The sequence below is a fragment of the Candidatus Eisenbacteria bacterium genome, assembly GCA_035577985.1.
Taxonomy (GTDB): Bacteria; Desulfobacterota; Binatia; order DP-6; family DP-6; genus DATJZY01.
This window is the reverse complement of sequence record DATJZY010000103.1, coordinates 1-14,492: the sequence shown is the minus strand read 5'-3', so window position 1 is coordinate 14,492 and position 14,492 is coordinate 1. Positions and strand designations below refer to the sequence as shown.

16 protein-coding genes are annotated in these 14,492 nt (G+C 72.0%); 5 read left to right on the top strand and 11 right to left on the bottom strand.

Annotated features, from left to right (window positions below; all coding sequences use genetic code 11):
• Positions 1-129 precede the first annotated feature (129 nt).
• The 11 genes from nrfD to rplU all read right to left on the bottom strand — a co-directional run bounded on the left by nrfD (position 130) and on the right by rplU (position 11,612).
• Entirely contained in the window at positions 130-1,506 is a 1,377-nt protein-coding gene (nrfD, locus tag VMS22_14145) for an NrfD/PsrC family molybdoenzyme membrane anchor subunit (protein ID HXJ35169.1), read from the bottom strand.
• Positions 1,503-4,469, bottom strand: coding sequence for a TAT-variant-translocated molybdopterin oxidoreductase (locus VMS22_14140; protein ID HXJ35168.1), 2,967 nt, complete (start codon positions 4,467-4,469; stop codon positions 1,503-1,505). The genes nrfD and VMS22_14140 overlap by 4 nt, the downstream gene beginning before the upstream one ends.
• Positions 4,466-5,113, bottom strand: coding sequence for a cytochrome c3 family protein (locus VMS22_14135; GenBank protein HXJ35167.1), 648 nt, complete (start codon positions 5,111-5,113; stop codon positions 4,466-4,468). Before VMS22_14135 ends, VMS22_14140 begins: the two co-directional genes overlap by 4 nt.
• A gap of 15 nt (positions 5,114-5,128) precedes the next feature.
• On the bottom strand, positions 5,129-6,391 hold the full coding sequence (locus VMS22_14130; protein ID HXJ35166.1) for a tetratricopeptide repeat protein: 1,263 nt from the start codon (positions 6,389-6,391) through the stop codon (positions 5,129-5,131).
• A gap of 11 nt (positions 6,392-6,402) precedes the next feature.
• Positions 6,403-6,804, bottom strand: coding sequence for a ribosome silencing factor (gene rsfS / locus VMS22_14125; protein ID HXJ35165.1), 402 nt, complete (start codon positions 6,802-6,804; stop codon positions 6,403-6,405).
• The gene (gene nadD, locus VMS22_14120) at positions 6,797-7,474 is read right to left on the bottom strand and encodes a nicotinate-nucleotide adenylyltransferase (GenBank protein HXJ35164.1); all 678 of its coding nucleotides are present in this window, start codon (positions 7,472-7,474) and stop codon (positions 6,797-6,799) included. Before nadD ends, rsfS begins: the two co-directional genes overlap by 8 nt.
• Positions 7,474-8,748, bottom strand: coding sequence for a glutamate-5-semialdehyde dehydrogenase (locus VMS22_14115; protein ID HXJ35163.1), 1,275 nt, complete (start codon positions 8,746-8,748; stop codon positions 7,474-7,476). Before VMS22_14115 ends, nadD begins: the two co-directional genes overlap by 1 nt.
• A 43-nt stretch (positions 8,749-8,791) precedes the next feature.
• Positions 8,792-9,937 carry a glutamate 5-kinase gene (gene proB / locus VMS22_14110; protein HXJ35162.1) on the bottom strand — a complete coding sequence of 382 codons (1,146 nt, stop codon included), beginning with the start codon at positions 9,935-9,937 and terminating at the stop codon, positions 8,792-8,794.
• Positions 9,934-10,977, bottom strand: coding sequence for a GTPase ObgE (obgE, locus tag VMS22_14105; protein HXJ35161.1), 1,044 nt, complete (start codon positions 10,975-10,977; stop codon positions 9,934-9,936). Before obgE ends, proB begins: the two co-directional genes overlap by 4 nt.
• Before the next feature lie 66 nt (positions 10,978-11,043).
• Positions 11,044-11,304, bottom strand: a complete 261-nt coding sequence (gene rpmA, locus VMS22_14100) for a 50S ribosomal protein L27 (GenBank protein HXJ35160.1) — start codon at positions 11,302-11,304, stop codon at positions 11,044-11,046.
• On the bottom strand, positions 11,304-11,612 hold the full coding sequence (gene rplU / locus VMS22_14095; GenBank protein ID HXJ35159.1) for a 50S ribosomal protein L21: 309 nt from the start codon (positions 11,610-11,612) through the stop codon (positions 11,304-11,306). The genes rpmA and rplU overlap by 1 nt, the downstream gene beginning before the upstream one ends.
• 71 nt (positions 11,613-11,683) lie before the next feature.
• Between rplU and VMS22_14090 the strand changes: the two genes are divergently transcribed.
• The 5 genes from VMS22_14090 to VMS22_14070 all read left to right on the top strand — a co-directional run.
• Entirely contained in the window at positions 11,684-11,926 is a 243-nt protein-coding gene (locus VMS22_14090) for a glutaredoxin family protein (protein ID HXJ35158.1), read from the top strand.
• A gap of 6 nt (positions 11,927-11,932) precedes the next feature.
• Positions 11,933-12,898 carry a phosphate acyltransferase PlsX gene (locus VMS22_14085; protein ID HXJ35157.1) on the top strand — a complete coding sequence of 322 codons (966 nt, stop codon included), beginning with the start codon at positions 11,933-11,935 and terminating at the stop codon, positions 12,896-12,898.
• 4 nt (positions 12,899-12,902) lie between these two features.
• Positions 12,903-13,964 carry a phosphatase domain-containing protein gene (locus VMS22_14080; protein ID HXJ35156.1) on the top strand — a complete coding sequence of 354 codons (1,062 nt, stop codon included), beginning with the start codon at positions 12,903-12,905 and terminating at the stop codon, positions 13,962-13,964.
• Positions 13,961-14,293, top strand: a complete 333-nt coding sequence (cutA, locus tag VMS22_14075) for a divalent-cation tolerance protein CutA (protein HXJ35155.1) — start codon at positions 13,961-13,963, stop codon at positions 14,291-14,293. The genes VMS22_14080 and cutA overlap by 4 nt, the downstream gene beginning before the upstream one ends.
• Positions 14,260-14,492: NUDIX domain-containing protein (locus VMS22_14070; GenBank protein HXJ35154.1), on the top strand; the 233-nt coding region annotated here is incomplete at its 3' end. The genes cutA and VMS22_14070, both read left to right, overlap by 34 nt.

Here is a 14,492-nt window from a genome sequence, read left to right as displayed (position 1 = left end):
CGTGCTCCGATGGGCGTCGCACGCTCACGCGTGCTCCGGTTGAGAGCGGGTGCGCGGAGCGCACCGGCGGACGTGCCCCCGTGCGTCGGGCCGCTGCGCGGCCCTCCTCCGCTGGGCGTCGTCGCACGCTCACGCGTGCTCCTCCTTCACTTCGGCCTGGGGGAGGAGGACGCGCATCTCGAAGATCGAGATCATCGGGAGGAAGCGGATGAACAGGAAGAAGAGCGTGAGGAAGAGGCCCATCGAGCCGATGAACATGCTCCAGTCCCAGAACGTGCCGTGGTACATGCCCCACGACGACGGCAGGAAGTCGCGCGAGAGGCTCACCACGATGATGACGTAGCGCTCGAGGAACATGCCGACGTTGACGAACATGCACACGATCATCAGTGCGACCTCGTTGAGGCGCACCCGCTCGAACCACAGGAGCTGCGGGACGATCACGTTGCACAGGATGAGCGACCAGTAGACCGGCGCGTACGGACCGGTGAACCGGTTCCACATCATGTAGGACTCGTAGCGATTGCCCGAGTACCAGGCCATGAACGTCTCCATCATGTAGCCGTAGGCGACGACGAGGCCGGTCGCGAGGATGATGCGGCCCATGTAGTTCAGGTGCCGCGCGGTGATGAAGTCCTGCAGGCCGTAGATGCGGCGCAGCGGGATCGCGAGCGTCAGCACCATGGCGAAGCCGGCGAAGATGGCGCCGGCGACGAAGTAGGGCGGGAAGATCGTCGCGTGCCAGCCGGGGATGATGCCGACCGCGAAGTCGAACGACACGATCGTGTGCACCGAGACGACGAGCGGGGTCGAGAGCGCGGCCAGGAGCAGCGTCGCCGTTTCGTACTTCTGCCAGTGGCGCGCCGAGCCGCGCCAGCCCATCGCAAGCATGCCGTAGACGAAGCGGCCGGTGCGGGTCGGCGAGCGATCGCGGAGCGTTGCCAGGTCGGGGATCATGCCGACGAACCAGAAGAGCAGCGAGACCGTCGCATAGGTCGAGACGGCGAACACGTCCCAGATGAGCGGGCTGCGGAAGTTCGGCCAGACGCCCATCGTGTTCGGATAGGGGAAGAGCCAGTAGTCGAGCCACGGGCGGCCGGTGTGGAGCGCGGGATACAGGCCGGCCGACGCGACCGCGAAGATCGTCATCGCCTCGGCGAAGCGGTTGATCGAGTTCCGCCACTCCTGCCGGAGCAGGAGCAGAATCGCCGAGATGAGGGTGCCCGCGTGGCCGATGCCGATCCACCAGACGAAGTTGATGATGTCCATGCCCCAGCCGACGGGCACGTTCGGGCCCCAGATGCCGATGCCGGTGAAGACGAGGTGCGTGATCGTCGTCAGCAGCACCATCGTCAGCACGAAGCCGATGCCGAAGCCGATGTACCAGAAGCGCGGCGTCGGCTTGGTGAGGACGACGGCGCTGATCTTGTCGGTGATCGACCCGAAGTCGTGCCCCGGCTCGACCAGCGGCGTATCGCGCAGCGCGCGGCGCTCGGGCGTGCTCATCCTTCGTGCGTCTCCAGATCGGGGCTCGGATTGCGCACCTGGGCCAGGTACGTCGTCCGCGGGCGCGTGTTGAGCTCACCCAGGAGCGCGTAGTTGCGCGGGTCCTTCTTCGTCTTCGCGACGCGGCTCTCGGGGTCGTTGACGTTGCCGAACACGATCGCCTCCGCCGGGCACACCTGCTGGCAGGCGGTCACGATCTCGCCGTCGCGGATCTGCCGGCCCTCGGACTCGGCCTTGCCGCGAACGTACTCGATGCGCTGCACGCAGTAGGTGCACTTCTCCATGACGCCGCGCGAACGCACCGTGACGTCGGGGTTCATCGCCATCTTCACCGTCTCGTCGGTCCAGTTCGAGTACAGGAAGTAGTTGAACCGGCGGACCTTGTACGGGCAGTTGTTCGAGCAGTACCGCGTGCCGACGCAGCGGTTGTAGACCATGTCGTTCAAGCCCTCGCTCGAGTGCACGGTCGCGTTCACCGGGCACACGACCTCGCACGGCGCGTTTTCGCACTGCATGCACGGGATGGGCTGGTGCACGGTCGTCGGGTTGTCGAGCTCGCCGGACCAGTAGCGGTCGACGCGGATCCAGTGCATCTCGTGCCCGCGCAGCACCTCGGTCTTGCCGACGATCGAGATGTTGTTCTCGGCGACGCACGCGGACACGCACGCGTTGCAGCCGATGCAGGCGCCGAGGTCGATCGCCATGCCCCACGCGTAGCCGGGGTACTCCCGGTTCGGGTAGAGCGTGTCGTCGCGCGACGGCATGTGCTCCATGTGCGCGGCGAAGTCGGGGTGCTCGCGATAGTGCGCGAGCGTCGCCGTCCGCACGAGCGGGCGGCCCTCCATGGAATGGTGATCCTGGGTCGTCGCCAGCTCGGTCCGGTCGCCGGTCGGCGTGATCGTCGCGCCACGCAGGATGATCGGCTCGGCGCTGGTGCGCAGGCGGAAGACGTCGACGCCCGCGCCCGTGGCGACCCGGCCGGCCCGGACGCGCCCGTAGCCGTAGCTGAGCGTCACGGATTCCGGCGCGTGGCCCGGCACGATCCAGACCGGCGTGCGGAGCCCGCGATCGCCGTGGCGCACCTCGACGACGTCGCCGTTCCCGACCCCGAGGCGCTCGGCCGTCGCCGGCGCGATCTGCGCGGCGTTGTCCCACACGAGCTTGGTGATCGGACGCGGCAGCTCCTGGAGCCAGCCGTTGTTCGCGAATCGACCGTCCACGAGGTACGGGTCGGGACGGAAGACGACCTCGACGCCGGCGCCGTTCGCGGGGCCCGCGGGCTGGGTGTCCCAGTCGGCCCGCATCGCCACGGTCGCCGGCGCGACGGCGGTGCCCGGAACGACGCCGTCGTGCAGCGCCTTCTGCCAGAACGTCTCGAAGTCGCCGGCGTGCTCGGCCCGCCATGTCGCGCGCAGGACGTCGTAGCCGCTGCGCTCGGTCGACTCGAGCAGCGCCGCCAGGACCTCGCTCGCGGAGAGGCCGCCGTAGAGCGGCGCGATGAGCGGCTGGATCAGCGTCGCGGTGCCGTCGTGGGCGCGGACGTCGCCCCAGCTCTCGAGGTAGTGCGCTTCCGGCAGGTGCCAGTGGCAGGCGAGCGACGTCTCGTCGTCGTGGAGCCCCAGGTGGACGCGGAGCCCGACCTTGCCGAGCGCGTCCTCGAAGGCGAGATCGGCGGGCGCGGTCACGACCGGATTGCCGCTGAGGATCAGCAGCACGTCGACCCGCCCGCCACGCATGTCGTCGACGAGCGTCGCGAGCGCCGGGAGCTGGATCTGCGGTGCGGCCTCGACGGGCTGGGTGTAGACGACCGTGTGTCCGACGTTGCCGAGCGCCGCGTTCATGGCGTGCGCCAGGGCGTGGACGGCCGGCGGCTGATCCTGCCCGGCGACGACGAGGCTCCGGCCGCGATGCGCGGCGAGGTCGCGCACGAGCGCATCGGTGAACGGCTTGTGCTCCGGCGCCACGGCGATCGTCCTCCCCGGCGTGGGGACGCCGACGAGGGCGGCCACCCGCCGGGCGAAGGTCTCGACGTCGCCCGCGCGCATCGGGAGCCGATGATCGGCCACCGCGCCGGTCGTGGTCGGCGTGGCCTCGACCGCGTACAGGCGCACGGGGGTCGCCGTCGGGCCGTCGATGCGCCGCGCACGGCTCCAGTCGCGCGCGTGCCGCAGGCGCGCCGGGCCGCGCCCGAAGAGATCCGCATCGAGCGTGAGGATCACCTTCGCCTCCGCGAGGCGGTACTGCGACTCCACGATCTCGCCGAACGCGAGCCGCGCGCCGGCGCGCACGTTGTCGCGGCCGTCGGGATCGTACTGCACCCAGGTGGCGCGCGGATGCTTCTTCAGGAGGTCCCGGAGCTGGCGCGCCAGGGTCGGCGAGGTCACCGTCTCGGTGAGCACGCGGAGCCCCGCGCCCTGCTTCTGCTCCTGCGCTTCGAGCGCGGGACGCATGGCGGCGAGGAACGCGTCGAAGGTGCGGATCGCGCCGGCGGAGACGACCGTCTGCGAGCGGTCGGGATCATAGAGTCCCAGGATGGACGCCTGCGCGATGGCGTCGGTCGCGCCGAGGCTTCCGGGGTGCTCGGGATTTCCTTCGACCTTCGTCGGCCGCCCCTCGTGGCTCTCGGCCAGGAGCCCGAGCCCGAACCCGTGCAGCGGCATCGCGGTCGCGTAGTAGAGCGGCTCGCCGAGCACGAGGCGCTCGGGCTGCCGGACGTACGGGACGATCTTCTCCTCGGGCTGCTTCGTGCACGCGCCCAGGCCCGCGAGCGCGAACGACGCGCCCATGAGGCGCAGGAAGTCGCGGCGATCGAGCGCGGCGACGATGCCCGCGGCCTGCCGCGGGAACTCGTAGCGCAGGAACTCGAGGAACTCCGGTGTCTCGACGACCTCGTCGAGGCTGCGCCAGAAGGCGCGGCCGGTCGTGCCGCGCAGGCGCTCGCGGATGGCGGCGAGGTCGGTCATCGGTGGCACGTCGAGCAGTCGGTTCGGGTGCGGATGTGGTTGTCGCGGACGAGCTCGGGGCCGAGCGTCGTCTGGTCGTCCGCCGCCCATCCCATGTCGAAGACGCGATCGAGCGGCCGTACGTAGCGCTCGGGATGGCGGTGGCAGTCGAGGCACCACTCCATCTGCAACGGTGAGCTCTGATAGATCTGGTTCATCTGATCCACGCGGCCGTGGCAGGTGGCGCAGCCGACGCCCTTCAGCACGTGCACCTGGTGGTTGAAGTAGACGAAGTCCGGAAGGTCGTGCACGCGGATCCAGTCGATCGCGACGTCGGCGGCGAGGCTGTGCCGCACCGGCTCGAGGAACGGGCTGTCGCGCCAGATCTGCGCGTGACAGTTCATGCACGTCGCCGTCGGCGGCACGTTCGCGATCGTGCCGCGCTCGACGCCCGTATGGCAGTAGCGGCAGTCGATGCCGAGCTCGCCGGCGTGGTGCTTGTGGCTGAACTGCACCGGCTGCTGGCGTGCGACGCCGACTTCGGTCACGTACGACGACCGGTTGATCGTCGCCAGACCCCAGAGACCTCCCGCCACCACGAACAGCGCGCCGAAGATGCTGAGCCGCGACAGCGTGTTCGTGCTGCGGTGGAAGGTCTGCGGCATGAACGCCGCCGAGTGTTAACCGGGCGCGTCTTCTACGCAATGGTCGCCGGCCGTAGATCGGCTTCCGGCCGGCATAAGATCGGCTGATGAGTCCTCGTCGATCGTGTTCCAACGCCCGCAGCGCGCGCAGCGTGCTGCCCACGACGTCGTCATCTGCCCACACGCGCGGCAGCGCTGCGCGCCGGTGGGGGCGACGTGCTCGGCGGCAGCCCGCGCGAAGTGGACGAGCGCCTGCTCGGCTCGTCCCTTGCGGCGGCAGACCTCGCCCCGCAACGCCTCGATCGTGGCCGGTGCCGCGGCGTCGGTCGGCAAGGCTGCGAGCAGGGCCTCGGCGTCGTCGAGCGCACCGTCGCGGAGGTCGATCCGCACCAGGTGGGCGGCGAGCGCGACGTCGTCGGGATGGCGGGCGTGCAGGCGGCGGAGCGCGCTCCGCGCACGGTCGGGCCGTCCGGCCTCGGTGTGGACGGCCACCAGGCGATCCAGGAGCGGGGCCGCCGGGCGGATGCGGGCGCCGCGCTCGTAGGCGTGCCGGGCGCGGAAGAGCCGACCGGCGGCGCGCAGGCGATCGCCCGCCGCGACCCACGCCGGGACGAACGGCGGGTGCTCGCGCGCGAGGGACAGCAGACGGCGCAGGCCGCGGTCCTGGTCGGGGTCGGCCATGGCGGCCTCGTAGCGGAGCCCGCAGAAGACCTGCGTCTCGTCGGCGAGGGCCGCGGGCGACCGGAGGTCCAGCAGCAGGTCGCTCTCGAGGGCGAGGGCGTCCTCCCACCGGCCGGCGGCGACGTACAGCGCGCGCAGGCGCCGGGCCAGGAGCGGGCTCTGCGGTCGACCCCGGCGCGCTTCCTCCACCGCCGCGATCGCCCCGGGGAGATCGCCGCTGCGCTCGGACGCACCGGCGAGCAGCTCGAGCAGGCGCTCGTTGGCACCGTGCGCTTCCAGGGCCTCCGACAGGCGCGTGCGCGCCTCGTCGGCCTCACCCTGTGCGAGGAGCGACTCCGCGCGCACCCGCTCGCGCTGCAGGCGTGCCGCCGCGCGCTCGCTCGCCCGCCGGGCGCGCCAGGTGCGGGCGCTGCGCACGGCGGCGCCCCCGAGCGCGAGCACGGCGGTCGCGGCGGCGCCGGTCGCGAACGCGAGCGCGAGCGCCGTGCCGAGGGGCAGGGCGGTCGAGCGCGACGGCGTCAGGCGGATCGTCACCGGCTCGCCACCGTTCAAGAACGCGACGGCACCTGCGGCGAGGGCGGCCAGGACGATCACGACGGCGACGAGCCAGCGGCCCACGGTCCGTCTCGTCAGGCGTGCTCGGTGCCGGTCTTGAGGCTGCGGGCCTGCGTCTGGAAGGGCTCGGGCAGCTCGAGGCGGGGGACGCGCGCCCACAGGCGCTCGAGGTCGTAGAAGGCGCGCACCGGCACGTAGAAGACGTGCACCACCACGTCGCCGAAGTCGAGGAGCGCCCACTGGCCCCGCTCGTAGCCCTCGATCGCGAGCGGCCGGACGCCGAACGATTCCATGTGCCCGGCGACGGCGTCGGCGATGGCCTGCACCTGCGTGTCGGAGCGGCCGCTGCAGATGACGAAGTAGTCGGCGATCGACGTGAACTCGGCCGTGTCGAGCACGACGAGATCGTAGGCCTTCTTGTCGAGAGCCGCGCGCGTGCATTCGAGCATGCGCTCCCGGCTCGAGAGACTACTCAACCTGTGAGATCCTCCGTGACGCGTCATAGAGCCCGTGTGCCTGCACGTAGTCACGCACGGAATCGGGCACGAGGTAGCGAATCGAGCGGCCCGCACGCACGCGCACGCGGATGTCCGTCGCCGAGATGTCGAGGCCGGTGACCCGCAGGAGCGTCACCCGATGCCCCGACACGTGTCGGAATCCCGCACTGACCGAATCATAACGAAACGCCTCTCGTGTGGCAACGGGAAAATCCTCGATCGCGAGCCCGGTCGATTGTGGCGGGCGCGTGAACACGACCAGATCGCACAGCGCAAAGATCGCCGCGTACTCTTTCCACGTGTGGAGCTCCGCGAACGCATCGCGGCCGAGCGCGAAGACGACCCGCGCGCGGTCGCCGATCTCGGCGCGGAGCGCGCACAGCGTGTCGACGGAGTACGACGGCCCCGAACGCCCCAGCTCGACGTCCCAGGCGCGGAAGCCCGGTCGTCCCGCGATCGCGAGCTCGACCATCCGCAGCCGGTGCGCGGCCCCGGCGACGTCGGCGCGCGCCTTGTGGGGCGGGACGGCCGAGGGGACGTAGCGCAGCTCGTCCAGCGCCTCGGCTTCGAAGAGCTCCTCGCCGACGCGCAGGTGCGCGAGGTGGATGGGATCGAACGTGCCGCCCAGGATGCCGATGCCGCCGGGCATCAGCCCCGGATCTGACCGTTCCCGCGCACCTGGTACTTGTAGGTCGTGAGCTCGCGGAGGCCCATCGGCCCGCGCGCGTGGAGCCGGTTCGTGCTGATGCCCACCTCGGCGCCGAAGCCGAACTCGAAGCCGTCCGTGAAGCGCGTCGAGGCGTTGACGTACACGGCGGCCGAGTCGACCTCGCGCAGGAAACGCTCCGCATGGGCGTAGTCCTCGGTGACGATCGTCTCGGCGAGGCCGGTCCCGTGGCGCGCGATGAACGCAATGGCTTCGTCGAGCGACGGCACGACGCAGACCGAGAGGACCAGGTCCAGGTACTCCGTGTCCCAGTCGGCGTCGGTCGCTGCGACGACGTCGGGGACGACGGTTCGCGTCTTCGCGCAGCCGCGCACCTCGCACCTGGCGTCGCGCAGCGCGCGCACCATATGTGGCAGGAACGCCGGCGCGGCGGCCTCGTGCACGAGCAGGTTCTCGAGCGCGTTGCAGACGCTCGGCCGCCGCACCTTGCCGTCGAGGCAGATGCGCTCGGCCATCGCGAGGTCGGCGCGCGCGTCGACGTAGAGGTGGCAGATGCCCTCGAAGTGCTTCACGACCGGAATGCGGCTCTCGGCGAGGATCGTTCGCTTGAGCGCCTCGCCGCCGCGCGCGATGACGACGTCGATCTGGTCGTCGCGATGCAGGAGCCCGCGCGTCACCTCGCGTCCGCCGGTGACCAGCTGCACGGCGTCGGGCGGCAGGCCGGCGTCGGCGAGGGCGCGCCGCACGACGTCGGCGATGGCGCCGCTCGTCCCCTGGGACTCGGAGCCACCCTTCAAGAGGCATGCGTTGGACGTCTTGAGGCACAGCCCCGCCGAGTCGGCGGTCACGTTCGGCCGCGACTCGTAGATGCTGAAGACGACGCCGATCGGCACCCGCACCTGCGCGATCTCGAGCCCGTTCGGCCGCCGCCACGCCGAGATCGTCTCGCCGATCGGATCGGGCAGGGCGGCGATCTCCTCGAAGCCCTTCGCCATGGCTTCGATGCGCGCGGGCGTGAGCGTCAGGCGGTCGAGGAACGCGGCGCTCTCGCCGAGCGCGCGCGTGCGCTCGAGATCGCCGCGATTCGCTTCGAGCAGCGCGGCTTCCGCCCCCCTGAGCCCGGCCGCCGCGCGGCGCAGCGCATCGTCCTTGGCGCTCGTCGACGCACCCGCGAGCTGCCGCGCCGCCCCGCGCGCCGCGCGCACGAGCGCGTCGACGGTGCGTTCGACGTCGCCGCTGGCAGCCGGGGCCTGCATCGGTTCGAGTGTAGCCGCTCGACTTCGGCCGTGCCAACCCGCGTCAGCGACGATCGCCGCCGACGAGCACGAGGTCGTCGCGGTGGATCACCTCGTCGCTGCCCTTGTAGCCGAGCAGGGCGGGGATCTCGCGTGTGTGGACGCCCTTGATCTTGTCGAGGTCGGCGGCGCCGTACGTCACGAGACCGCGCGCCACCTCCTCGCCGTCCGGGCCGACGCAGCACACGCAGTCGCCGACGCCGAAGCGGCCGTCGACGGCGCGCACGCCCGACGGCAGCAGGCTCCGGCCGCCCTGGGCGAGCGCACGTACGGCGCCTGCGTCGAGGTGCAGCGTGCCCTGCGGCTTCAGGGTGTGCGCGATCCAGTGCTTGCGGTGCTGGAGCGCGTCGCCGTCGGCGACCAGCAGCGTTCCCGCGTCGCCCTCGGGATCGAAGATGCGGGTGAGCGGGTGGGGATGCGAGCCCTCGGCGATGACGGTCGCGATCCCGGCGGCGGCGGCCGTGCGCGCGGCGGCGAGCTTCGAGACCATCCCGCCGCGGCCGAGGCCCGATCGCGACGGGCCGGCGATGCGCGTCAGCGCGGGATCGTCGGCGCGCGCGAAGCCGATGCGGGTGGCGCCCGGGTCGACGCGCGGGTCGGCGGTGTAGAGCCCCGCGACGTCCGAGAGGATCACGAGCAGGTCGGCCTCGACGAGGGTCGCCGTCAGCGCGGAGAGGTTGTCGTTGTCGCCGAGGTTCAGCTCCTCGACGGCGACCGTGTCGTTCTCGTTGACGATCGGGACGACGCCGAGGCCCAGCAGCGTGCGCAGGGTGTGGCGCGCGTTGAGATAGCGGCGGCGATCGGCGAGATCGGCGTGCGTGAGGAGCACCTGCGCCACCGGTCGTTCATGGCGCGCGAAGGCGCGTGTGTAGGCCGCCATGAGGGCCGGTTGGCCGACCGCCGCGGCGGCCTGCCGCCACTCGAGGCCGGGCCGGCGCGGTCCGAGCCGCCCCGCGCCGGCGGCAACCGCTCCCGAGCTGACGAGCACGACGTGCTTGCCGCCGGCGACCAACGCCGCGACGTCGCCGGCGAGCGCGCGCACGCGCGCGGGCCGCAGCCCGTCCGCCCCGGCGAGCACGTTGCTTCCCACCTTGACGACGACCCGCCGGACGCGCCGGAGAAGCCGCTTGTGGTCGGCGTCCTGGCTCACGGCGCCACCGCGGCGTCCGCGAGGGCGCGTGCCCTGCGACGCGCGTCCACGACCGCGGCGGCGATCCGGCGCACGAGCTCGCGCGTGCCCTCGCCGGTCGCACCCGACACGGCCATCAGCTCGATGCCGCGGGCCGCGAAGCGCTCGCGCACGGCGGGCAGGCGCTCGCGCGTCTCGACGAGGTCGAGCTTGCCCGCGACCAGGATCTGCGGCTTCGCCGCCAGCTCGGGGCTCGCCGCCCCGAGCTCGTCGCAGATGACGTCGTAGTCGTCCATCGGATCGCGGCCGGTGAGGCCGGAGACGTCGAGCAGGTGTACGAGCACGGCGGTGCGGGAGAGGTGGCGCAGGAAACGCGTCCCGAGACCGTGGCCCTCGTGTGCGCCGGGGATGAGCCCCGGCACGTCGGCGAGGACGAACGACATCTCCTCGTCCACGCGCACCACGCCCAGGTGCGGCACGAGCGTCGTGAACGGATAATCGGCGACGCGCGGGCGCGCCGCCGAGACGGCGCGGATCAGCGTCGACTTCCCGACGTTGGGGAAGCCGAGCAGACCGGCATCGGCGAGCACGCGCAGCTCGAGTCGCAGCGTACGCCGCTCGCCGGGGCCGCCCGGATCGGCGCGCCGCGGCGCCCGCCGTGTCGAGGTCGCGAAGTGCTGGTTGCCGCGGCCGCCCCGGCCGCCGTGCCCGACGATCATCTCGTCGCCGTCGGCGCGCAGGTCGGCGAGCACCGCGTCCGTGTCCTCGTCGTAGACGAGCGTCCCGGGCGGCACGCGCAGGACGAGGTCGGCGCCGCGCGCGCCCGACTGCTCCTTGCCGCGCCCGTGCTCGCCGCGGCCGGCGCGGAGCGCCTGCGGATACGACAGGTCGAGCAGGGTCGAGAGCCCGGGATCGACGCGCAGGACGACGTCGCCGCCGTCCCCGCCGTCGCCGCCGCTCGGGCCGCCGCGCGGGACGTACTTCTCGCGCCGGAACGCGACGCACCCGTCGCCGCCGTCACCGGCCTCGACCCGGATGCGGACCTCGTCGACGAACTTCATCCCCGTGCCATCGTACCCGAAGGCCGGGGGGCAGGCAGCCCGAGCGCCGACGACCGGGCGGTAGGGTCAGGCCTGCGGCGGAACGATGCGGACCCGGGTGCGGTCCTTGCCGTACCGCTCGTACTTCACGAGCCCGTCGACCATGGCGAACAGGGTCCAGTCGCGGCCGACGCCGACGTTGGGCCCGGGGTGGATGCGCGTGCCCACCTGGCGCACCAGGATGTTGCCCGCCTGCGCCCGCTCGCCGCCGTACATCTTGATGCCGCGCCGCTGTCCCTGGCTGTCGCGCCCGTTGCGGCTCGAGCCTTGCCCCTTTTTGTGCGCCATCAGCCGATCTCCGTGACCCGCACCGTCGTGATCGACTGCCGGTGGCCGCGACGGCGCCGGTAGTTCTTGCGGCGCTTCTTCTTGAAGATGAGGACCTTCCGGTCGCGCCCCTGCGCGACGATCTCGCCGCGCACCTTCACGCCCTCGATGAGCGGCGTGCCGATGCGGATGGTGTCGCCGCCGGCGAGCAGCACTTCGCCGAACTCGACGGCCGCACCGACGTCGCCGGGGAGCTTCTCGACGCGGATCACCGCGCCGGGCTCGACCCGATACTGCTTCCCACCGGTACGGATGACGGCGAACGCCATGACGAGAAAGGGCGCAGCCGCTTGCTGCGCCGGGGGATCGTCTGTACTTGAGGCTCCGCGGGGTGTCAACCGTGACGATCACCCTCTACACCCGCCCGGGCTGCCACCTCTGCGAGTCGATGCGTGCGATCGCCGAGCCCGTCGCGCGGGAGGTCGGCGCGAGATTCGAGGAGATGGATGTGGACACCGATCCGGTGGCGGCGGCGAAGTACGACCTCGAGATCCCGGTCCTGTGCGTGGACGGCGAGAAGGCCTTCTCGGTGAAAGTGACGGCTGCCGCGCTCCGCGCCCGGCTCGCGCGAGGGGCGAGGTAGCCCCGGATGCCGACCATCGCGGTCGATGCCATGGGCGGCGATCACGCCCCGGACGAGGTGGTGAAGGGCGCGGCGCTCGTCTCGACCACGACCGAGATCGAGACGCTGCTCGTCGGTGACGAGATGCGCCTGCAGGCGATCCTCGATCGCGTTCCCTACGACCCCGAGCACATCGCGATCGCCGGCGCCCGCGCAAGCGGCGTCGAGGACGCGATCCGCGCCGTCGCCGACGGACGAGCCGACGCGATCGTCTCCGCGGGCGGCGCGGAGGCCGCCATCGTCGTGGCGGCGAAGCATCTCTCGCTTCTCTCCGGTGTGAAGCGCCCCGTCCTCGCGAGCGTCCATCCGCGCCAGATCGAGCACGAGGGGCAGGATCGACTGGCGCTGCTCGTCGACGCCGGCGCGACCGTCCGCTGCGACGCGGACGAGCTCGTGCAGCTCGCGCTCATGGCGAACGCCTGGGCGCGTGGCGTCTCGAAGGTCGCGGAGCCGCGCATCGGCCTCCTCAACATGCGCGCCGACGAGACGACGGGAGGACCGGTCCTCGCCGAGACGCACCGCCGCTTGCGGCAGCATCCGCGCCTCCACTTCGTCGGCAACGTCACGGGCGACGAGCTCGTGCGCGGCAAAGCCGACGCCGTCGTCTGCGAGGGGCTTCTCGGCAGCGTGGCGGCGTCGCTCCTGCGTGGCATGTCGGAGACGGTGGCCGGCCTCGCGCGCGCCGCCGCCGAGCAGCGGCTCGTCTGGCGCGTCGGCCTGCGCCTCCTCTCGCAAGGCGTCGAGCGGGTGCAGGCGCTCACCGACTACGCACGCTACGGTGGCGCGCCGATCCTCGGCTTCGAGCGCGTCGTCGTCGTCTGTCATGCGCAGGCGGACGCACGCGCGATCGCGAACGCCATCAAGGTCGCGGCCAAGGCGGTCCGCGATCGCGTTCCGGACGAGATGCGCGACGCGCTCGGGCGCGGGCGGTGACGTGATGGCGCTCCGCCTCGCCCGCCGCCGTGCGGTCGCCGCCCCGCCGCCGCTCCTGTGCCGCTGGGATCTCGACAAGACGTACCTCCACAGCGAGTTCGAGACCCTGGGGCAGCTCTGGCGCACGGCGCGAGAGCGCGGCGAGGACAAGGTGGAGGTGCCGGGCGTGCCCGAGGTGTTGAAGGCGCTGCGCGCGGCGGCCGATCGGAGCGGGCGGTGGCTCGGCATCTTCTTCGTGTCCGCGAGCCCCCCGCAGATCGGCAAGGCCATCCGCGACAAGCTCGGCCTCGACGGCGTGCCCTACGACGGCATCGTCTTCAAGGATCAGCTCCAGCACCTGCGGCGGGGGCGGCTGCGGCAGCTCCGCGAGCACGTGGGGTTCAAGCTGGGCGCACTGCTGCGCGGGCGGGCCGGGGCCCCACCCGCCACCCGCGAGCTGCTGTTCGGGGACGACTGGGAGTCGGATCCGCTCACCTACTCGATGTACGCCGACCTCCTCGACGGCACGCTCGGCGTCGAGGGCTTCACCCGGCTCCTCGGCCGGATCGGGGCGGATCCGGCGCTCGTCCCGGAGCTGCGCGACCTGGCCCGGGATCTCAGCGGGTCGGGGGGCGTCGAGCACATCTTCATCAACCTGGCCCGCCGGACACCGCCGGCGGTCCTGCGCCTGTACGGGGTTCGCTTGGTGCCGACGTTCAACTATTTTCAGACCGCACTCGTGCTGGCCGCCGAAGGATACGTCGATTCGGGAGACGTCGAGCGGGTCGCCCGCTCGCTCGTCGACCGCTCGGGCTACACGCCGCGACGACTCGAGAACTCGCTCTCGGATCTCGTGCGGCGCCAGCTCCTCACCGCGGACGCCGGGCGATTGCTCGCAGGCCCGCTCCGCCAGGCCGACCTCTTGCCCGCCGTCGCCGGCAAACGTCACGGGTGGCTCCGGCGCGCGGTCGGGCGGCTCGGTCACCGGCCCCGGATGGGCTCCGCGATCCCGCGCCTGCCGCGCGCGACGCCGCTCGACTACGAGGCCATCCTGGATCGCCTCGAAGCGGCGAAGGCCTCCGCATGACGGCACGCGACGTGATCGTCGTCCTGGTGACCGCGGGGAGCGAGGACGAGGCCGAGCGCATCGCACGGACGCTCGTCGAGGAGCGGCTCGCGGCGTGCGTCAACGTGGTCGGGCGCGTGCGCTCGATCTACCGCTGGCAAGGCACGGTCGAGGACGCGCACGAGCATCTGCTCGTCGTGAAGGCGCGCGCCCCCGACTTCGCGCGGCTCGAGGCCCGCATTCGCGCGCTCCATTCGTACGAAGTGCCCGAGATCCTGGCGCTGCCGATCGGTGACGGCTCGGCGGCGTATCTGGCATGGCTCGACGAGGCGACCAGGCACGGCGGCTGAGATCGCCCGCGCTGCGACCGCCGGTCGTGCGCGAGTTCTCGGCGGGCGGCCTCGTGGCTCGACGCATCCGCGGGGCGTGGACGGTGTGCCTCGCGGGCCGTCGCATCCATCCCGGCAGCGACCTCGTGTGGATCCTGCCCAAGGGGCACGTCGAAGAGGGCGAGAGCATGGAGGAGACGGCGCTCCGCGAAGTGCGCGA